The 24,746-nt window shown below is 39.8% G+C and carries 27 protein-coding genes, 1 tRNA gene and 1 pseudogene; 19 read left to right on the top strand and 10 right to left on the bottom strand.

Annotation, left to right across the window (positions count from 1 at the left end):
- The first annotated feature begins 196 nt into the window (after positions 1-196).
- Both MORIYA_RS09075 and MORIYA_RS09070 read left to right on the top strand, forming a co-directional pair.
- Positions 197-823, top strand: a complete 627-nt coding sequence (locus MORIYA_RS09075) for an IS4/Tn5 family transposase DNA-binding protein (RefSeq protein ID WP_112714530.1) — start codon at positions 197-199, stop codon at positions 821-823.
- A complete protein-coding gene (locus tag MORIYA_RS09070; RefSeq protein ID WP_112714528.1) occupies positions 798-1,481 on the top strand; it encodes an IS4 family transposase in 684 nt (227 codons plus the stop codon). Before MORIYA_RS09075 ends, MORIYA_RS09070 begins: the two co-directional genes overlap by 26 nt.
- 204 nt (positions 1,482-1,685) lie before the next feature.
- On the opposite strand, the gene MORIYA_RS09065 is transcribed toward MORIYA_RS09070, so the two are convergent.
- The gene (locus MORIYA_RS09065; protein WP_112714526.1) at positions 1,686-2,228 is read right to left on the bottom strand and encodes a hypothetical protein; all 543 of its coding nucleotides are present in this window, start codon (positions 2,226-2,228) and stop codon (positions 1,686-1,688) included.
- A 147-nt stretch (positions 2,229-2,375) separates the two neighbouring features.
- Positions 2,376-2,463 (bottom strand) — tRNA-Ser (locus MORIYA_RS09060).
- A gap of 277 nt (positions 2,464-2,740) precedes the next feature.
- Between MORIYA_RS09060 and traF the strand changes: the two genes are divergently transcribed.
- From traF to MORIYA_RS09035, 5 genes are all read left to right on the top strand, one after another.
- The gene (gene traF / locus MORIYA_RS09055) at positions 2,741-3,910 is read left to right on the top strand and encodes a conjugal transfer protein TraF (protein WP_112714524.1); all 1,170 of its coding nucleotides are present in this window, start codon (positions 2,741-2,743) and stop codon (positions 3,908-3,910) included.
- Positions 3,911-4,081: 171 nt separating this feature from the next.
- A complete protein-coding gene (locus MORIYA_RS09050) occupies positions 4,082-4,903 on the top strand; it encodes a crotonase/enoyl-CoA hydratase family protein (protein ID WP_112714522.1) in 822 nt (273 codons plus the stop codon).
- A gap of 17 nt (positions 4,904-4,920) precedes the next feature.
- On the top strand, positions 4,921-7,374 hold the full coding sequence (locus tag MORIYA_RS09045) for a bifunctional acetate--CoA ligase family protein/GNAT family N-acetyltransferase (protein ID WP_112714520.1): 2,454 nt from the start codon (positions 4,921-4,923) through the stop codon (positions 7,372-7,374).
- Positions 7,367-8,293, top strand: coding sequence for a LysR family transcriptional regulator (locus MORIYA_RS09040; protein ID WP_112714518.1), 927 nt, complete (start codon positions 7,367-7,369; stop codon positions 8,291-8,293). Before MORIYA_RS09045 ends, MORIYA_RS09040 begins: the two co-directional genes overlap by 8 nt.
- A 68-nt stretch (positions 8,294-8,361) precedes the next feature.
- Complete coding sequence (locus tag MORIYA_RS09035) at positions 8,362-8,973, top strand: LysE family translocator (RefSeq protein WP_112714516.1); 612 nt, start codon at positions 8,362-8,364, stop codon at positions 8,971-8,973.
- Positions 8,974-9,069: 96 nt separating this feature from the next.
- On the opposite strand, the gene MORIYA_RS09030 is transcribed toward MORIYA_RS09035, so the two are convergent.
- Positions 9,070-11,868, bottom strand: coding sequence for an insulinase family protein (locus tag MORIYA_RS09030; RefSeq protein ID WP_112714514.1), 2,799 nt, complete (start codon positions 11,866-11,868; stop codon positions 9,070-9,072).
- A 331-nt stretch (positions 11,869-12,199) separates the two neighbouring features.
- Between MORIYA_RS09030 and sixA the strand changes: the two genes are divergently transcribed.
- Entirely contained in the window at positions 12,200-12,667 is a 468-nt protein-coding gene (gene sixA, locus MORIYA_RS09025; RefSeq protein ID WP_112714512.1) for a phosphohistidine phosphatase SixA, read from the top strand.
- A gap of 158 nt (positions 12,668-12,825) precedes the next feature.
- Entirely contained in the window at positions 12,826-13,023 is a 198-nt protein-coding gene (locus tag MORIYA_RS09020) for a DUF1107 family protein (RefSeq protein WP_112714510.1), read from the top strand.
- Positions 13,024-13,106: 83 nt separating this feature from the next.
- Here the strand turns inward: MORIYA_RS09020 and MORIYA_RS09015 are convergent, their stop codons facing one another.
- Together MORIYA_RS09015 and smrB are read right to left on the bottom strand one after the other, a co-directional pair.
- Entirely contained in the window at positions 13,107-13,373 is a 267-nt protein-coding gene (locus tag MORIYA_RS09015) for a hypothetical protein (protein WP_112714508.1), read from the bottom strand.
- A gap of 55 nt (positions 13,374-13,428) precedes the next feature.
- Entirely contained in the window at positions 13,429-14,055 is a 627-nt protein-coding gene (gene smrB / locus MORIYA_RS09010; protein ID WP_112714506.1) for an endonuclease SmrB, read from the bottom strand.
- Between the two features lie 77 nt (positions 14,056-14,132).
- On the opposite strand from smrB, the gene prmB reads away from it, so the two are divergent.
- Positions 14,133-15,062 carry a 50S ribosomal protein L3 N(5)-glutamine methyltransferase gene (prmB, locus tag MORIYA_RS09005; RefSeq protein WP_112714504.1) on the top strand — a complete coding sequence of 310 codons (930 nt, stop codon included), beginning with the start codon at positions 14,133-14,135 and terminating at the stop codon, positions 15,060-15,062.
- A 186-nt stretch (positions 15,063-15,248) separates the two neighbouring features.
- The gene (gene aroC / locus MORIYA_RS09000) at positions 15,249-16,337 is read left to right on the top strand and encodes a chorismate synthase (RefSeq protein WP_112714502.1); all 1,089 of its coding nucleotides are present in this window, start codon (positions 15,249-15,251) and stop codon (positions 16,335-16,337) included.
- 367 nt (positions 16,338-16,704) lie between these two features.
- On the opposite strand, the gene MORIYA_RS20820 is transcribed toward aroC, so the two are convergent.
- Together MORIYA_RS20820 and MORIYA_RS08990 are read right to left on the bottom strand one after the other, a co-directional pair.
- Positions 16,705-16,932 carry a DUF2778 domain-containing protein gene (locus MORIYA_RS20820; RefSeq protein WP_162629258.1) on the bottom strand — a complete coding sequence of 76 codons (228 nt, stop codon included), beginning with the start codon at positions 16,930-16,932 and terminating at the stop codon, positions 16,705-16,707.
- Between the two features lie 13 nt (positions 16,933-16,945).
- The gene (locus MORIYA_RS08990) at positions 16,946-18,565 is read right to left on the bottom strand and encodes an IS1634 family transposase (protein WP_112714498.1); all 1,620 of its coding nucleotides are present in this window, start codon (positions 18,563-18,565) and stop codon (positions 16,946-16,948) included.
- Positions 18,566-19,109: 544 nt separating this feature from the next.
- On the opposite strand from MORIYA_RS08990, the gene MORIYA_RS21030 reads away from it, so the two are divergent.
- The 7 genes from MORIYA_RS21030 to MORIYA_RS08955 all read left to right on the top strand — a co-directional run bounded on the left by MORIYA_RS21030 (position 19,110) and on the right by MORIYA_RS08955 (position 23,313).
- Positions 19,110-19,256, top strand: a complete 147-nt coding sequence (locus MORIYA_RS21030) for a hypothetical protein (RefSeq protein ID WP_197713370.1) — start codon at positions 19,110-19,112, stop codon at positions 19,254-19,256.
- A 476-nt stretch (positions 19,257-19,732) separates the two neighbouring features.
- The gene (locus MORIYA_RS08980; RefSeq protein WP_197713369.1) at positions 19,733-20,146 is read left to right on the top strand and encodes a hypothetical protein; all 414 of its coding nucleotides are present in this window, start codon (positions 19,733-19,735) and stop codon (positions 20,144-20,146) included.
- 103 nt (positions 20,147-20,249) lie between these two features.
- Positions 20,250-20,663, top strand: a complete 414-nt coding sequence (locus tag MORIYA_RS08975) for a DUF2000 domain-containing protein (protein WP_112714496.1) — start codon at positions 20,250-20,252, stop codon at positions 20,661-20,663.
- A complete protein-coding gene (locus tag MORIYA_RS08970) occupies positions 20,660-21,418 on the top strand; it encodes a formylglycine-generating enzyme family protein (protein ID WP_112714494.1) in 759 nt (252 codons plus the stop codon). Before MORIYA_RS08975 ends, MORIYA_RS08970 begins: the two co-directional genes overlap by 4 nt.
- Before the next feature lie 253 nt (positions 21,419-21,671).
- The gene (locus MORIYA_RS21025) at positions 21,672-21,854 is read left to right on the top strand and encodes a hypothetical protein (protein WP_197713368.1); all 183 of its coding nucleotides are present in this window, start codon (positions 21,672-21,674) and stop codon (positions 21,852-21,854) included.
- A gap of 17 nt (positions 21,855-21,871) precedes the next feature.
- Positions 21,872-22,468 (top strand): LysE family translocator, encoded by a 597-nt coding sequence (locus MORIYA_RS08960; protein ID WP_112714492.1) that lies wholly within the window; start codon positions 21,872-21,874, stop codon positions 22,466-22,468.
- 29 nt (positions 22,469-22,497) lie between these two features.
- On the top strand, positions 22,498-23,313 hold the full coding sequence (locus MORIYA_RS08955) for an AraC family transcriptional regulator (RefSeq protein ID WP_112714490.1): 816 nt from the start codon (positions 22,498-22,500) through the stop codon (positions 23,311-23,313).
- A 96-nt stretch (positions 23,314-23,409) separates the two neighbouring features.
- Here MORIYA_RS08955 and MORIYA_RS08950 read toward each other — a convergent pair whose 3' ends face one another.
- The 3 genes and pseudogenes from MORIYA_RS08950 to copA all read right to left on the bottom strand — a co-directional run.
- The gene (locus MORIYA_RS08950) at positions 23,410-23,820 is read right to left on the bottom strand and encodes a recombinase family protein (protein ID WP_232011727.1); all 411 of its coding nucleotides are present in this window, start codon (positions 23,818-23,820) and stop codon (positions 23,410-23,412) included.
- Positions 23,750-24,013 (bottom strand): cupredoxin domain-containing protein, encoded by a 264-nt coding sequence (locus MORIYA_RS08945; RefSeq protein WP_112714488.1) that lies wholly within the window; start codon positions 24,011-24,013, stop codon positions 23,750-23,752. Before MORIYA_RS08945 ends, MORIYA_RS08950 begins: the two co-directional genes overlap by 71 nt.
- Positions 24,014-24,066: 53 nt before the next feature.
- A pseudogene (gene copA / locus MORIYA_RS08940) lies at positions 24,067-24,415 on the bottom strand (Cu+ exporting ATPase); the annotation flags it as partial.
- Between the two features lie 182 nt (positions 24,416-24,597).
- On the opposite strand from copA, the gene MORIYA_RS08935 reads away from it, so the two are divergent.
- Positions 24,598-24,741: a DUF2933 domain-containing protein gene (locus MORIYA_RS08935; protein ID WP_331838553.1), complete on the top strand. Its 144-nt coding sequence runs from the start codon at positions 24,598-24,600 to the stop codon at positions 24,739-24,741.
- The last annotated feature ends 5 nt before the right edge of the window (positions 24,742-24,746 follow it).

The raw sequence follows: 24,746 nt of genomic DNA, 5'->3' as shown, positions 1-24,746 counted from the left end.
ACGTTGGACCTTAAGCATTAATTGGTTCAACGTCATATTGTAAACGTCCGGTCTGACGGTCTTTTAATTGACTCGCTCTTCGAGCATATTGACTCAGATATTTTACTGTTCTGGACCTGTCCCTTAGTCACAAATATTGAACCTTTTTGAAAAACCATGATCTGATCTGTTAACGTCAATAACAGGTATCAATATCATGTCAATATTCAACCCTGAACAATGGGCAAGAGATCACTTCCAACATGCTGATTTAGGTGATATTCGTAAAACAGAACGATTAATTAATACCTGTGCCAATATGGCAGGTAGCAGCGGTAAATCTATCGCCAGATCATGCCTTGGAAATGAAGCTAAACTAGAAGGTTCTTATAGATTGATACGTAATGAAAATGTTTCTCCAGAGATGATTCGAGTTGCAGGATTCGAACATACGGCTTCTTTAGTTAAGGATATCCCTGAAATTCTGGCTCTCGAAGATACAACATCGTTAAGCTATAAGCATCAGGTGGCAGAAGACCTAGGTAAATTGGGTAAAACAACCGATAAATCTCGTGGTTGGAGGGTACACTCCGTGATGTTACTTGACAGCCATAGCACAAGAACATTAGGTCTTATCCATCAAGATTGGTGGTGTCGGCCAGATAATATTAATGACGCTGACGAAAAAGAGAGCGGTAAATGGCCCGACGCTTCATATTTTTGTCGTCAACGGTTAGGTGAAACGATGGCTAATATGATATCTGTCTGTGATCGTGAAGCCGATATCCTGAGTTATCTTCAAGATAAACAGCTGCATAATGAACGCTTTGTTCGAATACCTTAATGAGCAGCCTGAACTAGGCAGTTACACTGCCAATATTCCACAAAAATGCATCAAAAACAGTAAGGGTAAACGAGTTAATAGAGTAGCAATAACCGCTCAGTTAACGGTTAAAGTGGCACAAATTACCCTTAAAGCGAAAACGGCAGCAGGTTCAATCAATGTCGTTTACGCCGAAGAAACCAATGCCACTGGAAAGAGTGACGCATTACGCTGGGTATTATTGACCAGCGAACCAATAGATACATTGGAACAAGCACTACATATCATTGATATTTATGCTGCGAGATGGCGAATAGAAGACTTCCATAAAGCGTGGAAAACCGGCGCAGGAGCAGAGCGTCAGCGCATGACAGAGCCAAAAAACTTAGAGCGGGCAGTATCAATTTTAGCTTTCATTGGTATTAGATTGCTTCAACTTAGAGAAGTAATGACCTTACCGCTCTACCTACGAAAAAAAGGGCTTATCGATGAAGCGGTAGGCATAGAAAATCAACGTTGTGATACGGTATTTGAGCAAGATGAATGGAAGATATTACAGCAACATTATAAAGTCAGAGGTCATGACGGAAAAACCGCGCCCGATATGAAATGGGCTTATAAATCCTTAGCTAAATTAGGTGGTTTTACGGTTAGCGAAAGAAATGTTAGCCGCCGGTAAGGTGTTGTGAGATCTGATCAAGAGACAGATTACCAGCAGGTGATTGCTATATGTATTGGTACTTACTGGTTGATCATGATGCATTCCATAGCTATCTTCGTCATCAATTGATCAATTTCTCTAAAAAAAACAATATTGATATCTAATCTGGGCAAGCTCGTGAGTTACTACGCTTATCGATATCGTGAAATTATTGAGTTATTATTAACGCTCGATGATTGGAATTATCGCTGTATTTTGTGCTAATGAAAACTCAATCAGTTCCAGCATTTTATCCTGGATCATCGGCAGACTTCTAGCCTCTACAGCAGCCGCTAAAGGTTCGTTAAGCGCAGTGCTATAACTGCGATAACCTTTTCGAATTGGAATCGACATTGACATTGGAATGCCCTGGGCAACACCACCACCAATTAACTCGATTGCTTGTGCTGTAATTAATACGGTTTTAGGATCGTGAATCGGTTGGAAAATAATCCCATTTTCGTCTGAACGTACCATGATCCCTGAGAGATCTGGTCTCCAGCTCTCATCTAACTGTGGCATGAAACGCCATGCACAATGCCAGTCTTGGCATACCGAAGGTCTTTTGGTATAGATCTTACAGCCACCTTTTGCCATTAAATTTGTACAGACTTGATCGGCAGGCTTTTTAAAATTGTCATCATCAATTTGCAGTACAACACAGCATGCTGTGCATTCACCACATTCTCGACCGGCAACTAAATGTGATTCGTTATTTTTACTCAATTTTTTACCTACGTACGACAATTTAAAAATGAAAGATATCTGCTACGTTAATATTAATTCATCTAAGAAAAGATACAAACAACAATGGTGGTATTACTGAATTTCAGGTACAAAAAAAGATGCGCTAAGCATCTCAATGTAGTTTGATGGCGGTGACGGAGAGATTCGAACTCTCGAAAGGTTACCCTTTACACGCTTTCCAGGCGTGCTCCTTCAGCCACTCGGACACGTCACCTAATCAGAATGTTATATAAAATATAACGATGCGTACTGTAATTAATCACCTCGTAAAGGTCAATTAAAAACTTATATTTGCAGTTTGACTGCTGCATTACTGAGCATGAAAGGCTGTCAAAGCCACTCGTCCTTAACCCATAAGCAAGGCACCGAGCTGTTTTTTTGTGTGAGTACACGAAATTAACTAAAGTTGTTAGCTGAGATGACGATATAAATCTTATAATTTGTGCGATGGAACATGTCGCTATTCAAATATCATAAGGATTCATGATCTGATGAAAATTCAACTCAGCCAATCATTATTGTTGCCTTTATCATTGGGCCTTGCCGTTATAAGTTGCCAACTTTCTGCAACCGAGTTCGACGCGCGCTCATATGCAATGGGTGGAGTAGGTGTGACTACTGCAGATTATGTTACTGCTTCTTTCCACAATCCGGCGATGGCGGCCAAGCATGATGTACGTGATGACTTTGGTTTATTAGCTCCGGTACTGGGTATTCAATTCGATGATCCTGATGAATTATTTAATGATGCCTCAAATCTTTATGATGTTATTGCTAATGCTGATGTTTCAAAACCTGCTGATGCTTTAATCGTTAATGCAGCATTAACCCAACTTGCGGGTGATAAAGCCTATTCCGAAGCGGGTTTTGGTCTGGTTGCTTCTGTGCCCACACGTTATTACTCCACCAATGTGTTTATTAAAGGTTATGTCGATGCCTTTTTGTTTGCTGATGTCTTAGATAATGATCTGACGGATACCCATGTTGATTCTAAAATGAGTGTCTATGCTATTTCGGTGGTTGAATTTGGTATGACCTTCGCGCGTAAGTTCGATACTCGTTATGGTGGTATACATGTTGGTATATCACCGAAATACAATATCATTTCAACCTATAATTATTCACAAACTATCGACAATTTTGATCCGGGTAAATACAAAGACGGTGCGAGCAGTGATAAGAAAGGCTTCAACCTTGACTTAGGTATGGAAGTTGGCCTGTTATATGGATTAAGCGCGGGTGCTGTAGTGAAAAATTTGATCCCGCAAGAAGTGGATTTAAAACCGATGAACGGGTCAAGCGCGAGTTATAATCTACACCCTGTGATGACCACAGGACTAAGTTGGAGTAGTGACTATGCAACGCTGGCTATGGATATAGATATAAATAAAACCCAGCGTTATGAAGATATCGTTAGCTTGTCTGGGATCAATGATGATTTTGACGATACTCAAATGCTTCGAATTGGTGGTGAGCTAAGCTTGCCTTCTGCAATGCAATTGCGTGCTGGTTATACCACAGATTTGCAAGGTAACAAAGGGCAGGTATTCACGGCTGGTATTGGTTTGTCACCATTTAATGTTTTCCACCTTGATCTCGGTGCCAGTTATGGCGGTTCAAATAAATTTGGCCTAGTAGCACAAACCATGCTGTGGTTTTAAACACATAATTCGGGCATTTGCTCTAAGAATAGGAAAACTTGAGTTATGTCATGATATAAAGTCACTCTTTACTCTACTATCTTGGTATACGATTTATTATTGAATCGCATATCAATTGTATTAAATGAACATTTATTTATTGCGATTGGTATCACACAAGGAATGTAAGAGATGCCAAATAGTCAAGTAACCGCAAAACAACCACGTGTTACCGTGGAAATTATCGATGAAGTGGCGATTGTCACCCTTAATCGAGGTTCTAAATATAATGCGTTAGACATGGATATGTTTTATGCATTAGATAATACCGCGTCAGAACTCGCTAATAATAAAGCTATCCGAGCAGTGATCGTACGCGGTGATGGTAAGGTGTTCTGCGCTGGCCTTGATGTCAAAAGTATTATCAAAAACCCCCTCAATCCCGGTAAACTCTTAAAACGTGAAGAAGGCGAACTGGCTAATCTGGCACAAAAGGTGGGTTATCTGTGGCGTCAAATTCCGGTGCCTGTCATTGCCGTGACTCACGGTGTGTGTTTTGGTGGTGGTTTACAAATAGCGCTCGGTGCAGATTTTCGTTATAGCACGGCTGATTGTGAATTCTCGGTGATGGAAATCAAATGGGGACTAATTCCTGATATGAGTGGCATGGTCACCATGCGTGAACTAACCCGTATTGATATTGCCAAAGAGTTAACCATGACGGGGCGTAAATTTAGCGGTATCGAGGCTGAAAAGTATGGTCTGGTTACGCATGTTTGTGATGATCCGATGGCAGCAGCGATGACCTTTGTCGAGAGTCTAAAAACCCGTTCACCAGATGCGATCGTCGCCGCGAAATCGTTACTTAACGAAACATGGGTGGCATCAGAGCAAGCAGTATTAGTACTGGAAACTGAAACCCAGAAAAAAGTCATGGGTAAGTGGAATCAAATTGTGGCTGTAACTCGTAATTTTGTCAAAAAATCATTACCCTATAGAAAACGTAGTATTTAACAGGCGGTCTTATAACTATGTCCCAACTGAATATTAAAGCATTATTAGAACCTTCATCGATTGCCGTCATTGGCGCTAAAAATAGCACCGAGAGTATTGGTTATTGGGTCATTAAAAATTTAATTGCCAGTCAGTATGATGGTCCAATTATGCCGATATCATTAAAGGCTAATAATGTCTGTGGGATTTTAGCATATAAGAAACCAAGTGATTTACCGATCGCGCCGGATCTTGGCGCGATCTGTACACCGATTCGTTTTGTTGCCAAGATCGTGAAAGAACTGGGCGAGGTTGGTTGTAAAGCGGTTATTTTATTTAGCGATGAACCTTATGAAGGCAATGCTGATACCTGGGAAAAGATTGGCTTAATCGCCGCAAAATACAATATTCGGGTATTAGGCCCGAGCAGTTTAGGGGTATTAAATCCACGTCTGAAATTAAATGTCAGCTTGGCCCATGTTGCCCCGCCAGCAGGTGATGTCGCGGTTATTTCACAATCGGCCGCGTTTGCTACATCTATGATTGATTGGGCTGAAACCCGTGGCGTTGGTTTTTCCTGTTTTATTTCTATTGGTACGCGGATTGACGTTAATTTTGCTGACTTGATCGACTATTTAAGTCGTGATCGCTTTACTAAATCAATTGCACTATATGTTGATAATATTATTGATACCCGGCGTTTTATGTCTGCAGCCAGAGCCGCAGCATTTAAAAAACCGATTGTGGTGGTACGTTCAAGTTCCAACATCTGTGGTGCAACGGTGTTATTACAAGACCGCCGCAATAAGATCTCTTATAACACCGCTTACACCGCCGCATTCCAACGCTCGGGGATGTTACGGGTGAATGATACCTTCGAGTTACTATCTGCTATCAAAACCATTGCGACGGTCAAACGTTATGTGCGTGGTGATAAAATGTTGATCATCTCCAATGGTGGCTCTCCAGCCTATATGGCCATTGATGTATTGCTTAAATCAGGCTGTAAATTAGCTGAATTAAGTTATGAAACCGAGCAGAAACTGTTAAAAGCCCTGCCGGGTAAAATTACCAGCATGAACCCGATTAATATTCTTGGTGGTGTGGATGCCGAGGCATACAGTAAGGTGATAGATATTGTGTTAGAAGATGCACAGTATGATGCGTTACTGATTATTCATGCCCCGCAGGTGACAGAAGAGTGTCATGTCACGGCAGAAAAACTGATCCCACAACTGGTTGAAAATAACAAAAAAGGCCCGCTTATATTCACCTCGTGGATGGGCGAAAGCAGTGGTCGTCTTGCCCGTCAGACCTTGATTAAAGCCGGTATTCCGTCATACGGCACCCCGGAAGTAGCAGTCAAAGCCTTTAATTATATTGTTAAATTTAGACGTCACCAAAAGCAACTGATCCAAACACCTGAAACATTAGCTGATTTAAATCCTGGCTTGATTGCTGACGCTAAGATCATGGTCGACAAAGCCATGCGTATCGGTGTCAAAGAAATTAATGACAAAGGGGTTAATTTATTACTCAGTGCATACGGCATAATGTCAGATACGACGTTAACCAAAGACGAGGTGAATAAGCTTCGGATTGAGGTGATTGATGACGCTGCGTTTGGGCCGATTATCTGCCTAGGCGAAGCGGGTGGTGACTGGGATATCGATCAAGATGCTGGCGTGGCTTTACCACCACTGAATATGGCACTATCTCGTTACCTTGTTGTCGGCGCTATCAAGGACGGCATTATCCGAGAACGCAGTTTATCGGTTCGCTTAAATATGAACGGACTCTGTGAGATATTAACCCGTATCTCACAGATGATTATTGATTTCCCGATGATAAAGTCGATCTTGTTGGAGCCATTAGAATTAGGACGTACTGCTTATAACATCAAAGTAGATAACGTTAGCATTGGCTTACGTGGTCGTCGTTCACAGCAAAAATTAGCGATCTTACCTTACCCGAAAGAATTAGAAAGTATCTACACCATGAAAAATGGCAAAGCGGTACTGTTAAGACCAATTCGTCATGAGGATGAACCTCAGCATCAAGCATTTGATTCTTCATTAACCGCAGATGATCGTTATTTACGTTATTTTGGCGCGCGTTCTAAATTCAGCCACTTTGAAATGGCAATGCTAACGCAAATTGATTATGAACGTGAAATGGCCTTTATTGCCAGTGCGAAAAACCCGATGGGTCAGCCTGAAACATTAGGGGTGGTACGGGCAATTTTTGATTGGGATAAGTCTGAAGCCGAGTTTGCCATTTCAGTACGTTCAGATCTAAAAGGGCAGGGCTTGGGTAAAGCATTAATGTTGAAAATTATTGAATTTTGTCGTCAATTAGGTTTAAAAAATATGGTCGGATTCACCATGCCAACCAACTCGGGCATGATTAAGTTATCGAAATGTTGTGGCTTTAAAGTGACGATGGATTATCGTGAAGGCAACGCAGATTTAAAATTAAAGCTAAATGATTAATTTACAACGTATCAACCTAAACTTATTACTCAGTTTGCAGTACTTGTTGCAAGAGCAGCAAGTCACGGCGGCAGCACAGCGTCAATACATCACTCAATCGGCAATGAGTAAAAACCTGGCTAAATTACGCGAGATATTCGCCGATCCTTTGCTTATTAAAATGGATAATAAAAGTCAGTTAACCGAAAAAGCCAAGCAGTTAAAACCCGAGCTGGCGCAAATCTTGAACAACATCGATGGTTTATTGATGACAGGGGGCTTTGACCCCTTGCAATCACAGCGTGAATTTACAATTGCTTCAACCGATTATGTCACCGATTATATTTTGCCAGCGGCGCTTGCGTATTTGTATCGGCATGCACCGAAGATTAAACTTAATCTTACCTATTGGGATAAGTTTACCCTGGCAGCAATGGAACGTGGTGAGATTGATTTAGGCGCCACGATTATTCGTCCTGAACATAAACACCTGTCCTATTTACCGCTAGAGAAAGATAACTACGTGTGTATTATGCGCCAAGGGCACCCGTTAGAAAATGAAGTATTAACGTTAGCAAATTATACCCAATATCCACATGGCATTATTACCTCGGGCTCAGACAAAGCGGGTGACATTGATGTGGCTTTATCTGCTCAAGGATTGTTTCGAGACGTAGCATTGCGTATTCCGTCTTATTCTTCGGCTTTTAGGATTCTCGCTAAAACTGACCATTTATTAACCATCCCCAACTCTATTGCCGATAAATTAATCATCGGTGAGCAATTTATTCGCAAAGCTTTACCCATTAAATTACCTACTTTGCAGGCTGCAATCATCTGGCACCCCCGTTTTGACCATGATTTGGCGCATAAATGGCTACGTGATGAATTATATGCTCAATTAACTCTCAACATTCCAAATGGGACTGTTGATAAGTAGAATAAGTCATTTTATTCATTTCAACTTACATTCTATGATTACCTCAACGCAATGGAGTGGTGATCAACATGTACGAAATAATAGTGTCATTATTAATTATTAACTTTTTTGGCATGCTCAGCCCTGGGCCTGACATGATGTTGGTCTTAAAATACGGTAGCTTAAGTGCGAAACGCGCGGCTTGGTACTGTGTTGGCGGTATCATTAGTGGTTTGGCGGTGCACATTATGTTAGGTTTATTCGGTATATCGTTTCTTATTTCGAGCAATCCTATGTTGTTCAATGTGGTGCGTTGGTTCGGTGCCGGTTACCTTATTTATATTGGTATTAAATCATTGCGTGCAGGGCAAAGCGACATAGCGGTTGATACGAGTTCATTAGATTTTAGTCCTAGGAAAGCTTATTTAGACGGTCTGCTGTGTAATTTATTAAACCCTAAGATCTTGATGTTCATGGTGGCAGTATTCAGCCAGGTGATTGCACCGGAAACACCAACATCAGATAAGTTATTAATCAGCTTATCTATCTTCTTAGAAACAGCGGTACTGTGGTCATGTTTCATCATATTGCTTAATCGTGGTTCGTTAAAACAAATGCTTAATCGCTATCAAGATAAGATCAATAAAGCGACCGGTGGTCTGTTAATTACGTTAGGTGGCTTCATTGGTTTAAGTAACTAACGCTATTTAGAACCGATCAAGCTTAACAAGAAAGGCGCTGTGGGTGAGTAACCGACGGCGCCTTTTTTGTGCTTGTTATGTTAGTTTTGTTTAGCGCTACAGCTCAAAGAGATGACTTTGCTGCTGGAAGGCTTGTACATCAGCAATATAGGTACCTTCAAACTTTTCTACATGACGTTCTTCGTCGTCATCGTCATGTTTATTATCTTGGTTAATTGTCGCCATGATCAAGCGGTCTGAGGTGCGAGACTTTAACTCCACCATGAAGCGGATCAGGTCGACACGTTCAATTTTTTCCAATTCTTCGGCAATTTTATCTGACTTATTAAAGTCTTTATCTTTAATGCCAATAGCATGCCACAGACGTTTACTTTTACCGTTTATGTTAGCGTCAGGTTCGCGTAATTGAGATGCTAATCCCTGTTTACTGGATTGCCATTGCTGCTCGGTAAAGGAGATCATTCCGAACGGGAAGAAATCAATAAAATCATTGATCGCATTGAGCAGTTTTGTAGGTTGCGTATGTGGAGATTGTACGTACAACATCAATCCGGCATGACGATTAAGCGGGATGTTACTGGTTCCAACGACATAACCCAATTGTTGCTGGGTGCGCAGTTCATAAAAAAACTGCGATGACATGACATGATTTGCTAAGCTGTAATAGGCCCATTGTTTGGGTGATATCTTCGCTGCTTGGTAGTACACAATCAGCGCTGAATCGTTATGTTCAACAGCCACTTCGTGTACCAAAGAACCAGTATCCTGGATATTCACCAACTTACGTATTGTCTCTTTACCTGGCGTGCTAATGGGATGTAGTTTGTCTTTGACGTATTGACCTATCTCTAACGCTTGTGATTGATGCCAGTCGCCGTGTATCAATATTTCCACACTGATGTTTTGATATATTTTTTCCAGATACTGAGGTAATTGTTCCTGCTTAATACCCACCAAGGCTTTAGCAAGACGCTCACTTGACGGATTATTCGGTTGCAGCAGTGAGGTTAACTCTGAAAACAAGCGATTGATTGGTTTTGCTTGTTTCTGGTTTTCCCACGAAATAAGTAACTGGTTACGAATACTCGAGAAGGTATCATTATCAACGGTTTGTAAGTGACGATGACCAATGATCAGTTTTAATAACTCGAACTGTTTCTGCGCAAACCCGGCAAGGTGTAAGGTAAATCCGCCTTGATGGGCGTAGATGTGGTAACTAATACCGGCAATTTCGGCTTGATAAGTCAGGCTATTTAATTGCTCCATCAATAGCTCAACCGCTAATCGGGTCATGGCTATATTATGAGTATTGGCAATGGCGTATTCACTGTCAATTGAAATGAAGATATTACCTTTTGGCAGGTGAAACTCATGTTCTTGCATAAACCAAGTTTTAAACCCTTCACTTTTATCAATTAAACGGGGTTGTTCAGTGAGATTGGCTTTATCAAGCGCAAGGGCTTCTAAAGACGAGCTCATGAATAGGTTTTTAATTGGTAGCGCTAGGCGGTTATCAATCTCTACATTCGCCCAACGTTGTTGCTGGCAAGGCGTAAATGCATCTACGCGATAAGGGGTATCATACCAAGCGGCCTTTTTATCGGTCTCTAAGTTTGGTGCTGAAATCATCAAGCGCATATTTGTCGGGTTAAGCTGCTGCAAGAAGAAACGACACGCTTCAATATCAAACCCAGTCATCATATAATCGCCGTAAATCACATGCTCAGGCTGATAGATATGCAAGTTTTGTGATAGGTGTGACACATTTTTAACGGCGGGTATTTTTTCTTGGTAGCGAAAGGCTTGTTCCAAGAAATTTTTCTTCTCGTCATAGCGCCACGCCTGTAAACCTTGCTCGGCGATCAGTTTGATATATTGCAGGCAGAACTCAACAATTTCGGTGATATGGTTAAAACCATCACTGGTTAAACCGACCATGACATTATAATCTTTAAAGTTAGCACCGCTTTGACCACTGCCCGCTGATAACGCGGTTACCCAACCTTTACGTTTCAGTAATGACAGTAAACTGCCATCGGTTTCATCACCGATTAGCTGGCTAATGTAACTCAGCGGTTTAATTTGGTAGTAGGGGACGATATCGCCTAGCGGGAAGCAGATGTATAATTTTTTATGACCGCCGAGCGATTCCACCCAAATAGCTTGTTGTAATTGCGCTGCTGTATATAGTGGGGTTGCTAAAGGAACGGCATTAATCCCGCGATTAGGCACAGCCGAGAACATCTCCCTAAGCATGTGTTCTTGCTTATCGAGTGTTAGTTCGGATTGGATCACTAACTTCATTATGGATGCGCAGTAATGTTGCTCATAAAATCGCAACAATTCATCACGTAAAGTGTAGCTTTCGGTGTCGGCTAATGTCGTGAGGTTACCCACCGAGAATTTACTAAAAGGGTGGGTTGGATTAACGGTTTCTTTGTGTGCTTGGTAGAAGCGACGTACATCATCTTTAAGCTTTAGTTTATATTCGGAATCAACAGCGTGACGTTCGCGTTCTAACAGATCAGCATTAAAGCTTGGCGCGATAAAAAATTGGGCGAAACGGTCGAGGGCGTTATGGAAATAGCGATTGTTAATGTCAAAATAATAGTTGGTATATTCGGTACCGGTCCAAGCGTTGTTACTGCCGCCATGCATGGAAATAAACGACTGGTATTCACCGGGTTTTGGGTGTTTTTCGGTCCCCAGAAATAACATATGTTCGAGTAAGTGTGCAAGCCCTTCATGTTGCAAGGGATCATCAAAATGACCAACGGCTACGGACATGGATGCGGCTGACTTTTTACATTGATCATCTTGGATCAGTAATACAACTAAACCATTAGGGAGCGTGATGTGGCGATATTGTTTGTAATCATTAGGGCTAGTTATCAAGGTGAATGCTCCATGTGATGACTGCATCAAAAAAAGAGTTTAATTAGATCGGCTTCAAAGAATGGCCAATTTAAAATGCAGTAATGAATGCTGAGGTTTAATCTTACTGAATAAAATAGATACCGCGCGATGGCGATACTATTTGTTAATAATATAAGTTCAGTATGGCGCGAAAATAGCGGTAAGTAAGTCTTTTTTGAAAACAATGTTTAAAAACATAAGCTAAACGTGATTTTTAATATTTTTGTCATCAAGTTGCGCTACCATGCAGTCGTTTTAAGGCGCTGTGTTAATATCTATAAGACTTCAATAGATAATATAGCGTGGTGGTATGAAGATTTATATTATGCGACACGGTCAAGCAGGACTGTATGCCAGCAGTGATGCTGAACGTGAATTAACGGGCACAGGACGCCAACAATCCGCTGATATGGCTAGTTGGTTAAGTGCAATTGAACCGACGTTAGATTGTGTATTACATAGCCCATATGTACGAGCTGCACAAACTTGGCAAGTTATCGGGAACTTTTTTACCGTAAACAAAGTCCAAGTATGTGAAGACATCACCCCTGATGGTGATGCCGAATTTATTGCTGATTATATTCGCGCACTGGTCGCAGAGTATAACTATGAAACCATATTGTTAGTTTCGCATTTACCTGTAGTGAGTTACCTCACTGCTGCATTAACAAATGGTAAGCACATGCCTGCTTTCGCAACGTCTGCGATTGCTTGTTTAGAATTAAATGAAAATGATTGCCAACTGAAGTGGTTAGAGACATCTCAGAGTATAAGTTAGTATGTGGTTTGATAATACATATTATGAATGGCGCTTATACTTTGCACCATGGTTATTGCAGTGTTAAATAGCTTTGCATGGATGTTTTGTTCGTATATTATGCCACCTCTGTTTGGGTGCTTGGATGGTACTTATATAAGCGTATAAAGGAGTGCTAAATGCGTAGTTTTAAACAATTTAACTCGTTCCGTATTGCAAAATATGTAAAGAGTTTTTTTCGTGGAACTCTCTATGTCACAGGTTTGGGATTATTAGAGTTCCAGCAAGGTATGTTAGTCATGCCGAGCAACGCCTGTAACAATGTTAAAATGCGTGTCTCGGAAGTGAATCGTGAAATTAAGCGATTTGCGGTTTAACAGACTGAGCTTGAAAGGTTAGTGTTATGCACTAACCTTTTTTTGTGCTTGTTGTTTAGTATTGAAGGATAAATAGTTTGGTGTTAACCGATAAACATAGCCACATTAAATACCACCGTAATGAGCCAAAACAGCAGCATCATAATGATGACATTGTAGCGCTTTAGAAAGCTTAGCCTTGGATGTTTCGCTTTGAAATCAGCAGCTGATCCGGCCTGTTTCCTGATCTTTTCAGCGTTGATTCGGTGCAATTTATCCTTGGTCTGCATTGCTTGTTCAAGTTGCAGCAGACGCTCATTGTTTTCTTTTTCTAGTTCTGAAAACCACTGATCTTGTTTATCAGTCACCATGCTTTATTACCTTCGCAATAATCATCAATAAATGCTGCCAACACGTGGCAGACAATTAGCAGAAGTCTTCTTTCGTGGTTAGTTCTATCAAGATGGATATGGCTGCACTGCCTCCCCAGGTCTTGGTTGCCTGATGAAATGCTTCAATATCAGGATGCTGCGCTAACCACATTGGTAATTGGCGTTTAAGAATATTCTTGCCATGACCATGCATGACGTTACAGCAGCGAATATGCTGTTTGCGACATTCTGCGATTAATGCGGATATTTCTACCTTGGCTGTTTCTTGGCTTAAACCATGTAAGTCTAACAGCAGCTCAGGTTCGTAATCACCACGACGCAACTTTTTTAACTCATAGGGTGAAACGCCGTCGCGTATATAACGAGTTGGACCTTCGTCAGCAATATGTGGTTCAAATTGATCGGAGAAAAAATGTTCACGTTGCGCTGATTCTTGTCGGATTGAATTATTTGCTTGCGTTTTCGGTTTATTAGCCCTGATTTTTGTTTTGCGTATGGTATCCTGTATCAAAGGTTTTATACCTTTCATACTATCAGAGAAAAGAGCGTGATCATCTGGTTTCAACGCTGCTTGCGATACTTTCACTTGCGCCGCTTGTGCCTGTTCTTTTGCTACATCTATTTGCAGCAACATCTTTTTTTTCATTTGTTTATTAAACATAATGTTAGTTACCCAAATTCAACTGCTAAGCTCAGTTGATTAAACATTTTGTTACTTTACCAAAATTGGAGTCAATTGTGGACAGGATTTTTGTTGATGAAGCAGTCAAAGAGTTAATTACAATACAAGATATTATCCGTTGGGCGGTTAGCCGTTTTAACGATGCTGGTATTTGTTATGGCCACGGTACTGATAACGCGTGGGATGAAGCTGTGCAGTTAATCTTACCGACATTACACCTGCCATTAGATATTGACCCTCAAATTCGTGATGCGAGACTGCTTACTTCTGAACGCCAAAAATTGGTTGAGTTAATCGTTCGCCGTGTAAACGAACGTATCCCTGCGGCATACCTGACTAACAAAGCTTGGTTTGCTGGGTTAGAGTTCTTTGTTGATGAACGTGTATTAGTGCCTCGCTCACCGTTTGCAGAATTGATCATGAATGGTTTCCAACCTTGGTTAATAAACGAGCCAATGCGTATCCTTGATATGTGTACGGGCAGCGGTTGTATTGCCATTGCACTGTCTCATGCATTCCCAGATTCAGACATCGATGCGGTTGATATTGAACATGGTGCGATTGAAGTTGCCGAGATCAATATTCAAGAACACGGTGTTGAGAATCAAGTAACACCAATTCAATCTGACTTGTTCTCGAACCTTGAAGGCTTACGCTACGACATGATCGTATCGAACCCGCCTTATGTTGATCAAGAAGATATTGATAACCTACCTGATGAGTTCAAACACGAACCTGAGGTCGGTTTACAGTCTGGTGTCGATGGACTAGAACTAACGCTTAAAATGTTAGCGCAAGCACCGGATATGCTAAACGACGGTGGTTTACTGTTTGTTGAGATTGGTAACAGCATGGTTCACATGCAAGAGAAATTCCCAGAAGTACCATTTACTTGGTTAGAAATGCAAAATGGCGGTCACGGTATATTCATGATCAGCAAAGAGCAGATCTTAGATTCGATGGCCCTGTTCGCCCCGTTTAAATAGTCGCCCCGTTTAAATAACGCTGTAGCGAACCATTTTGAGGTCTTTAACCCATGATAAACCTGTGATCATCTTATGATGGTTGCAGGTTTTTTTTATTCCTCCTTTTAGCTGTTTGCTATTGTCGCTAGGCCGAGGGTCTTGTATTCTCGAAGGTATTAGTCGGCATTATATAAAGGAAACGCTGTTATGGCAGGGAATAGTATTGGGCAATTATTTAAGGTCTCCACATTCGGAGAAAGCCACGGGCCAGCACTTGGGTGCATCATTGATGGCTGCCCTCCAGGACTAGAAATTTCAGTCGAAGACCTGCAGTTTGATCTTGACCGTCGTAAGCCTGGCACCTCTCGCTATACTACTCAACGACGTGAAGCTGACGAAGTTCAGATCCTTTCTGGTATTTTTGAAGGTAAAACCACAGGTACTTCAATTGGTCTGCTGATCAAAAATACCGACCAACGTTCACAAGATTATTCCAATATTAAAGATACCTTCCGTCCAGGTCACGCTGATTATACTTATCATCAGAAATTTGGGCATCGCGATTACCGTGGTGGCGGTCGTTCATCGGCGCGTGAAACGGCAATGCGCGTAGCGGCAGGTGCAATTGCGAAGAAATATTTGAAAGAACAACACGGTATTGTTATTCGCGGTTATTTATCACAACTGGGCCCAATCAAAGCAGAAGCACTGCAATGGGATCAAGTTGAACAAAACCCATTCTTCTTTCCTGATCCAAGCAAATTAGAAGCGCTTGATGAATACATGCGTGGATTGAAAAAATCAGGTAATTCAGTGGGCGCGAAAGTAACGGTTGTTGCCCAAGGTGTTCCTGTTGGTTTAGGTGAGCCGGTATTCGATCGTTTAGATGCTGACATTGCCCATTCACTAATGAGTATCAATGCTGTGAAAGGTGTTGAGATAGGTGATGGTTTTGGCGTTGTAGAACAGCTTGGCAGCGAGCACCGTGATGAAATGACACCAGAAGATGGTTTCCTTTCTAATCATGCTGGTGGCGTACTAGGTGGTATTTCAAGTGGTCAAGACATCATTGCGCACATTGCCATGAAGCCGACATCAAGTATTACCATTCCAGGTAAATCAATTGATAAGTTTGGTAAAGCCATTGAAGTGGTGACCAAAGGTCGTCACGATCCATGCGTCGGTATCCGCGCTGTGCCAATTGCGGAAGCACAACTTGCTATCACGCTAATGGATCACTTGCTAAGACACCGAGCGCAAAACCTACATGTAGTAACAGACACACCAAATATGTAGTTTTGGGTAGGTAGATAATTAATTGAAGAATACCCATCAGCTTAGGTTGATGGGTATTTTATTGGAATTAAATATTCACTCGGACAATTTATGTCTAGCTAGATATAGTGAAAACAAAGATAAAACTATCATAAGACAAGATGATATATAGCCAGACATAAAATACTCTTTGCCCATCGCATCGATAACGAGCTGCTTAAACGTAGGGTCATAAGCCATATCAAGATAACCGTAGCAGAGGTAGGCAGAGGTTAAGAAAGGGAGAATAATGTAACTTGCTTTGAAATATGTCAGTGTAGCAAAAATGATGGATAAGCTTAGACCTATACCCCACATCGATTCATAGCTGGTAACTTTATCGATAACTTCAGCCATAGTACTGAAGGATATTAAACTTAAAGCGATAATATTTAGATATTTCATTTATGCGACCACCTCCTATGTCTATGCATCCAGCAGAGCCATTTATATCACCGCCATGAATGAAAAAACCATCTCGGCCAAACGTTTTTGTATTTTTTTCAGGATATAACCTAATTCTCCAGTCGCCCCAATCACCCTGAGTTCGGCGCATGATATCGCCTACAACCGACATTCCGCACCCCATTTTATGAATAAATCTGCTGATATGTCGGCCCCATACAATCAATAATTATTCGATGTCGCTCTTTAATATTCAGCACTAATTGCGGCTCTTCTGAGAGAGTTAAAATGTCGATACCTTGAAAGCAAAAGAAAACCCAACGGGCGGTAGGATTTTGACAGGGCTTATATTTTAAATTGGGAAAATATACGTCTTTAGTTCTCAACTCCTCTCGGATCTTATGCTCAAGTGCCGCGTATACCATCAAGCAACACGTCATGATCATCAGCAATGCCTCAATCCGCTCTGCCTTTTTTAAATATAATGACGATGTTAAAAAATCAGGACTTTTTAAGAATCTAAACCCTTTTTCCACACTTTGCTGTGACTTATATAGTTCAAGCATTTTGCTCATCGTTAACGTATCGCTACAATCATTTGTCGCTAACATGAATAACCCTTTTTCGGATAATTTACGTTCGCGAAAATTTAATTTTGAAGCAAGCAAACCGGTTACTTGATATTCATAACCATCCGGCTCTTGACCTGTTTTAGGTCGACCACTTTTAGTGAAAATTGGATGCTCAATAACGTCAATTTCACTCATTGACATACTGGCTTGAGATTTCATCCAGATACTCAGCATTTTCATTGCGTCAGCATGACAAGCAAAACGTTGTTTACTGAGTTTTTCCAGTGATTTTAATGCCGCAGTGGCGTCTTTTAGCATACGTTTATCTAATGTGTGTTGTTCACGTTTTTTTGCTTGTTCACTGAACACTAACAACCAACGCTGCTTAACATCACCGTAGTTTGAATCTATCCAGGTTGCGCTATAGCCATTTCCTAACTCAGTGAAATGGTAATTGTTTTGTTCTGATATGGCGTCTTTGACTAATTTTAACTTTTGCGGCGCTCTCGATATGAATAATTGGCCTTGTTCATCGAGAGATTGGATCGTTTCGGCGACATATAATGCAGCATCGCCAATGAAATAGCGGTTGTTATGGGCCGCTTTAAGACTTTTAACATGTTGCTTAACGATATTTTTAAAACCTTCATTATCGTTAATATTGCCACTTGCCGCCTGCATGTAGACGGGGATACCGGCCTGATTTTCAGTGATCAGGTTTAACACCACCTGATTCAATTCAGGGCGATGATCACGGCTGTAGCCTCGCACTAGTTGAATGGCTGCATTACCGTCTTCGTCTTTATATTCACCATCAACATGAATGCTTGTGGAGTCCAGATTAAGCCCTTCACACGGAAGCTTTAAATGTGAAATTGTACGGGCGGACAGTCCTTGAAATAGCTCGGAAACGCCAGTTTCATAGAGTTGGTCAAGACAGCGACCGAGTGCATCGTCATTAATATGCTCCGCTTTTACACCCTTACCAAGAAGGCGTTCGACAGGCCGTTCTGCAAAATATTCAGGATACATATGCAATGTTCTACCAACAAAACCGAGTCCATTTAAAATCATGGCTTCTACGAGTTGCCCGTATGAAATGTGCTTATCCTTACTTTGTTCGGGATGTGCGTCATCAATAAACTTGGCGATACCAATATCTTTGCACATGCCTGAAACTAAACCGAGGTGATCAAGACTCTTTGTTGAATATGATATGGTCATAATTTTCATCGCCCAAAGATAACTAATAGATCAAATATGGGGATCGCCGTCAAGCTTTTTTTTATTTCACGCGGGATTTAGCAATTTATGTATAACATCAACATTCACAAATACATCATGTCTACATTTGCATTGAACGTGTCGTTAAAAAGCGATAATTAATACCTATAATAGGGTGCGGAATGTCGGCTACAACATTGGGATTACTCAGTTCTGACGGGATTAAATAATAACGACCTATCGGAATGGGTCCTTCATTTTTTTAAAAGTACAAGCTTGTGATGCATTGTTCATGCATCCATTTCTACCACTGGTTGCTGGCAGAGAAATGCTATAGCAGGGGGTTGAAAGTGAAAGGACTCGTTTCGTGATACTAAATGTAATATTCATTGATTAATCCATTAAATTATGAATTTCAACTATATCACTTGAAGATTTAAAATATGTATGAGAAAAGTATGGGTAAATAATTTTGTATGCCAGATTACGTGATTTTAAATATAAAAAGGCACTGAGGATATCAGAGCCTTAACGCTTATATTAGAAACTATCTATGTCTAATTCGGTTTATTTAGCTGAAGCCAAAGTTTGCTTCGCTGCTTCACCTTGTGCTTGCTTCTTTTCGAAGCGAGAGATCCACCGCCATGCGAGTGCAGAGAAGATCATCGTATTTAAGACGGAAGATGATAAGCAACCATAATAAAGATTGGTGGTAACATCGTTGTACCCGCTGTTAGATTGATTGCCGTGCTCATCATCTCTTGTACAGATTTAGAACCGAAACCATTTATCACTAGCATGATCACCACGAACAGGAACTGCCACTAAGCTGCGCGTACTGGTACACCGTGATCGTTAAGACCGCTGCGAGTGTCATAGACAACAAGGCGAATTTACCTATTGTATCGCGTACAGATTCTGACATAGAGCCCTACAAGGGGTTTTGTGCCCATCCCCTCGAAATTAACCTCAAGCCTATTTTTTGAACAATAAGTTAATGTATGATAATGAAAAAATTAGAGGAAATCATTATCACCACTCAAAAAACTAAACTGATCCATATACTCATCAATTTAAAATTACTTTCAAAAAAGCAGTTTTATACAATAATCATCTAACCATTAGCTTTAACTTATTACTCTAGATAAATTAAAGCTTGAAGGGAATTTCGATAAGATGATTACTGAACACGGATTTTGGCTACGTAACAATGAATCCATTACCTGTATTTCAACACTCGGACCTGTTGGTTCAAGTAGCGAGGCAGCAGCTATCCATATGGAAATACTACTAGGTAGGAAGCTTAAGATACATTTATTTAGCAGCTTTGAACTAGCGTCCGCTTATACTGAAAATCATACCGACTGTACTCTTTTAGTTGCTAATGCATATCGGGATTCAGATTATTTCTATATGAATCCAAAAACAACACTAATGGGTTCTTTTTTCTTTAGCCCTCCGCATTATTTTATTTGTTCTCGCAGTAAAGATGAATTAAAAAGAAAGTTAGAGAATAAAAAACGAATCTCTATAGTAACTCATAAAGCCCCCGCATCACGATTAAACGATCTCATTTATCCAATGAAATAGCCGCTAAACATTCCAACTTAGAAATAATTTCACTCCCACTAATTATTGAAATGACGTGGGTTGTATTTGTCCAAACTAATATAAATTTAAAGGAGCATAAGCAATGTCTATTGAGCGCTGTGCAATAATAATTGATAAAAATTTACCTATAGGACTTATTGCTAATACGGCTGCTATATTAACACTGTCTTTAGGGAAATTAAAACCGGAACTTATAGGTGAAGATATTAATGATTATGATGGTAAAGTTCATAAGGGCATAACCACTATGCCTATCCCGATATTAACGGGCGATGGAAGTTTATTGTCAAGTCTGCGTCAACAACTTAGGGAGTACGAACCAGACTTAATTGTTATTGATTTTAATCATGCGGCACAAATGACTAAAAATTATGAAGATTATTCTAATCGCCTATCAGAAGCTACAGCAATGAGTTTAGAATATTTGGGAATAGCTATATATGGTAACAAGAAAATTGTTAACAAGTTTACTGGAAATTTAGGATTACTTAGATGATAAATATGACTTTGATTTCTGGAGAAAAATTCACACGTGGCTCATTAGAATCTCCAGATGAAATGCCACTTATGCAAGTTAAGTTAGATCCATTTTTTATGGATGTGAAACCAGTCACCAATGAAGACTTTCAAGTTTTTATAGAGCAGGGAGGTTACCAAGAAACGGATTTATGGAGCTCAGAAGGTTTGGAGTTTATTTCGAAATTGGGCATCAAAGAACCTCTATACTGGAATGATCCTAATTGGAACCAAGCAGATCAACCGGTCACTGGTATTAGTTGGCATGAAGCTGTTGCATACGCAAAGTTTGTAGGAAAAAGTTTACCTACCGAAGCTCAATGGGAGTTTGCAGCAAAAGGAAACGATAATCGTAAATATCCTTGGGGGAATGCTGAAGCATCACTATTACTAGCAAATTTTGCTCCTGATTGTGAACCAGCGGAATTAAATCGGCGTTCGACACCTTGGCATGCTCATCTACAAAATAGATCACCCTTTGGTTGTATCGATATGGCTGGAAACTTAGCTGAATGGTGCCAAGACAATTATTCCCCTAATTATAACTGGGATCAAAGTGGTATAAATCCATTATATAAAAGCAGCATTACAGATGACTTTGTTACACGAGGAGGCTCTGGTTTACATGATAGTGAATATATGCGCTGTAGCAGCAGAGATCCATACCCTCCAACTGTAAGAGATAATATTGTCGGATTTCGTTGTGTAAAGTTATTAATAAAAGATAGTGAGTAAAATTTAAAATTTAAAATTTAAAATGAATAATACTATACCTAAAACGCCTTGGATTGAAAAAAAAGCCGTCTTCATTACGGTATTACCAAGAAGGGCCACCATCATTAGTTGATTTAAACAAATGGACTTTGAACATATTTATACCTGATCAAGAGAAACCAATTCAAATTAATTATAACGAACTAAGATCTATTATTCAGCGAACAGAAAATCGTAGGGTTGTATGCGTATGCAATTGGAGCATTCGTAGAACTTGTACCGTTATAAAGGAATAAAAGGGCTAAGTGAACTGCACATTACGAATGAGTTTGAGGCTGGTCATTGGGAGGCTATGGCTGGCTATTGTAAGGAAGGTAAAGTAAAGCCTAAAAGGTATCGAATTGTCGATTTACAAGAACACCGCTTTATTGAAGGTGCTGAAGTAACTAATTTTTAAATATTATAAGGACTATTATGTCAACACTTATAGCTATGGCGTTATTTGCATTTGTTACATCAATATCACCAGGACCAGTAAATATAGTAGCAACATCTTCTGGAGCAAACTTTGGTTTCAATAAAACTTTACACCATATAACCGGTGCTACAATAGGTTTTACCAGTATTCTGTTACTATTGGGTGTTGGTGTTATAGAAGTATTTCATGAAAACCCTGAGATTATGAATTACTTAAGTTATATAGGGGCGGCTTTCTTATTATATATGTCCTATAAAATTGCATTTTCTCCTATAAGCAAAGTTGATGAAGAAAATCAAGCTACTCCACCTACCATATTAGAAGGATTACTTTGCCAATGGTTAAACCCAAAAGCATGGATAGTAGCCATTTCAGGCGTTACAGTTTTTTCACCTAATGGAGAAAATAATACATCATCGATATTATTATTTAGCGTGGTATTCTTTGTGGTATGCTTTTTATCAATATCAATATGGGCGGTGATGGGGGTGACTATTAAAAAACTGTTGTCACACCCTGAACATTATAAGATTTTCAATTTAATCATGGGTTGTATATTAGCAAGTACTGTTATTTATTTGCTAATATATTAGATTGCTACTTACAAGGAGATAGTATAAATATGAATAACGGAAAACCCTTATTTTATCATTCAACAGGACTTCCGATAGAAGCTAGAAGTGCTGATAATTCAATAGCCTGTTATAAAAAACATACTCATGAAGAATTTTCGGTTGGTATTGTTGAAAAAGGTGTTAGTGAATATTTTAACACAGGGAAAAAAGAGGAGATAGGAAAGGGCTCAACCGTCATTATTAACCCAAGTGATGTGCATTCATGTAACCCTAAAGATGGCTATACTTGGAATTATAAAATGTTATTTGTTGATCCTCAGTGGTTACATTGCATACAAAATGAGGTGTTAGATAAAACCACAAAAGAGTTTATACCATTTCATCAACATCATTTAACAAACCAAAAAACATTCAATCAGTTTAAATTACTATTTAATATTTTAGTGAGTAACTCCAGTAAATTACATAAAGAACAGTCTGCAATATCATTTTTCGCCCACTTAATTAAAGAAGATCAAGGAAAAGAAACGGTAATAAAAAAATCAAAACACAAGGCTTTAGCGCTTGCCAGAGATTATATTACTGATAATTTCGAGAAAAATATTAAAATAGATAACATAGCCTGTGCTGCTGGACTAAGTAGTTATTATTTAATCCATGCGTTTAGAAAGGAGTTTGGAATGACACCACACGCTTATCAATTAGCAAGAAGGATTAATAAAGCAAAAACGCTATTACGTTATGGGAAAGATATAGCTTCAATAGCTGTAGATGTAGGTTTTACTGATCAAAGTCATTTTCATCGAAACTTTAAACAAATAGTCGCGGCAACGCCAAAACAATATAAAGATTGCTTTGCGTGAATTTAGTCTATTAGGGGATTGGTGCCCATCCCCTCGAATCTGCATTAGAAGTTTAAAGTTAAACTATCTGAAATAAATAATAAATTAGGTCAAGCTTTATAATTTCGTTGTATCAGTTGGTGTTTTTTCAAGAACATTATTCAATATTCTATCAATCGTAGCCGAGCCTAAGTCATAATATTTTGCCAATTGGCCAATAGATACGCTTTCTTTTCTTTTATTATAAATTTCTAAGTCTATTTCATCAGTTCTTTTTGTTGGCCACCCAAATTTAACGCCGTGTTCTTTAGCTTTGGCAATACCTTCTAATTGCCTTTCTGAGCGTAAATCTGTTTCAAATTCTGCGATTGCCGCTAACATTAAACGCCCTGTGGGCGTTGATGTGTCAATTGCTTGATCAATTACCACTAGATTAATACTTTCGTCCTGAAAGCGTTCAGCAACTTGTGACAAATGAATATATTTCAAAGTCAGGAAATATAACGGTTGCTGCACATGGACTGTCATCTTTTCGTAAAAACGCAATGATTGCTTTTTTACCCGATGGAACCTTGATCCTCGCGGGTTGATAAATACCACTATCAACAACAATGGTGCTATTTTCTTCAGTTAACTCTGTTGCATCTGTCGGTTTGTCAATCCAAAACCACCACACAATGAATGCAATTAACCCTAATCCTAAAATATTGATGAATATCATAATAAACTCTCTCTATATTGTTCATTTATTTTGTTAAAATAGCGCATTAAGTGCTAGTGATTTTGTGGTTTAAACAAACGTAATCTATTTGCATTCATCACCACGGTTAATGATGATAATGTCATTGCCGCGCCTGCGACTACCGGACTAAGTAACAGACCAAAGAAGGGGGTAGAGTACACCAGCAGCAATCAGTACACCTGTCATGTTATAAACGAAAGCGCCAACCAGGTTTTGTTTGATATTTCTTAGTGTTACTTTACTCACTGCAATGGCATCGGCAAGCCCATGCAGAGAACCGCGCATTAAGGTAATATCCGCACTTTCAATCGCGACATCGGTGCCGATGGCAAATCCGACGTTCGCGAGTGCTAATGCGGGTGCGTCGTTGATACCATCTCCAGGCTACCAACTTGTTTGGCAACAGCTTGGGCTATGTCTCTATTCATTAGTAGCATCCTTTTATGTGATTGAAATATTGTTCGCTTATTTACTGGTTAAATTTTGTGATTACGTTAACCATAGCCTTACCTTGCAGTTAAGGTAAACCTTAATATTTATCTCAAGGTCAAACCTGAAACAAGATAAGTAGTAGTTTACTTATACCGCTGGTTTTATGTGTGGTGATGATGTTCTTTATGATGAAAATGATGGGCTGTAATAATAAGAAAGAAGAAGATAAAGAGACGGAAAAACCAATTAAAAACATTGAGCGTGATAAGCGTTAATTATG

This window comes from Moritella yayanosii, from assembly GCF_900465055.1.
In the GTDB taxonomy this organism is placed as follows: Bacteria; Pseudomonadota; Gammaproteobacteria; order Enterobacterales; family Moritellaceae; genus Moritella; species Moritella yayanosii.
Note: the sequence above shows the minus strand (reverse complement) of the source record. Positions and strands in the feature narration are given on the sequence as shown.

Excerpts from the sequence above, each read along its gene's own strand:
- MORIYA_RS09075 (WP_112714530.1), top strand. The coding sequence starts at position 197 with ATGTCAATATTCAACCCTGAACAATGGGCAAGAGATCACTTCCAACAT.
- MORIYA_RS09070 (WP_112714528.1), top strand. The coding sequence starts at position 798 with ATGAACGCTTTGTTCGAATACCTTAATGAGCAGCCTGAACTAGGCAGT.
- traF (WP_112714524.1), top strand. The coding sequence starts at position 2,741 with ATGAAAATTCAACTCAGCCAATCATTATTGTTGCCTTTATCATTGGGC.
- MORIYA_RS09050 (WP_112714522.1), top strand. The coding sequence starts at position 4,082 with ATGCCAAATAGTCAAGTAACCGCAAAACAACCACGTGTTACCGTGGAA.
- MORIYA_RS09045 (WP_112714520.1), top strand. The coding sequence starts at position 4,921 with ATGTCCCAACTGAATATTAAAGCATTATTAGAACCTTCATCGATTGCC.
- MORIYA_RS09040 (WP_112714518.1), top strand. The coding sequence starts at position 7,367 with ATGATTAATTTACAACGTATCAACCTAAACTTATTACTCAGTTTGCAG.
- MORIYA_RS09035 (WP_112714516.1), top strand. The coding sequence starts at position 8,362 with ATGTACGAAATAATAGTGTCATTATTAATTATTAACTTTTTTGGCATG.
- sixA (WP_112714512.1), top strand. The coding sequence starts at position 12,200 with ATGAAGATTTATATTATGCGACACGGTCAAGCAGGACTGTATGCCAGC.
- MORIYA_RS09020 (WP_112714510.1), top strand. The coding sequence starts at position 12,826 with ATGCGTAGTTTTAAACAATTTAACTCGTTCCGTATTGCAAAATATGTA.
- MORIYA_RS09015 (WP_112714508.1), bottom strand. The coding sequence starts at position 13,373 with ATGGTGACTGATAAACAAGATCAGTGGTTTTCAGAACTAGAAAAAGAA.
- smrB (WP_112714506.1), bottom strand. The coding sequence starts at position 14,055 with ATGTTTAATAAACAAATGAAAAAAAAGATGTTGCTGCAAATAGATGTA.
- aroC (WP_112714502.1), top strand. The coding sequence starts at position 15,249 with ATGGCAGGGAATAGTATTGGGCAATTATTTAAGGTCTCCACATTCGGA.
- MORIYA_RS20820 (WP_162629258.1), bottom strand. The coding sequence starts at position 16,932 with ATGTCGGTTGTAGGCGATATCATGCGCCGAACTCAGGGTGATTGGGGC.
- MORIYA_RS08990 (WP_112714498.1), bottom strand. The coding sequence starts at position 18,565 with ATGAAAATTATGACCATATCATATTCAACAAAGAGTCTTGATCACCTC.
- MORIYA_RS21030 (WP_197713370.1), top strand. The coding sequence starts at position 19,110 with ATGTCTAATTCGGTTTATTTAGCTGAAGCCAAAGTTTGCTTCGCTGCT.
- MORIYA_RS08980 (WP_197713369.1), top strand. The coding sequence starts at position 19,733 with ATGATTACTGAACACGGATTTTGGCTACGTAACAATGAATCCATTACC.
- MORIYA_RS08975 (WP_112714496.1), top strand. The coding sequence starts at position 20,250 with ATGTCTATTGAGCGCTGTGCAATAATAATTGATAAAAATTTACCTATA.
- MORIYA_RS08970 (WP_112714494.1), top strand. The coding sequence starts at position 20,660 with ATGATAAATATGACTTTGATTTCTGGAGAAAAATTCACACGTGGCTCA.
- MORIYA_RS08960 (WP_112714492.1), top strand. The coding sequence starts at position 21,872 with ATGTCAACACTTATAGCTATGGCGTTATTTGCATTTGTTACATCAATA.
- MORIYA_RS08955 (WP_112714490.1), top strand. The coding sequence starts at position 22,498 with ATGAATAACGGAAAACCCTTATTTTATCATTCAACAGGACTTCCGATA.
- MORIYA_RS08950 (WP_232011727.1), bottom strand. The coding sequence starts at position 23,820 with ATGACAGTCCATGTGCAGCAACCGTTATATTTCCTGACTTTGAAATAT.
- MORIYA_RS08945 (WP_112714488.1), bottom strand. The coding sequence starts at position 24,013 with ATGATATTCATCAATATTTTAGGATTAGGGTTAATTGCATTCATTGTG.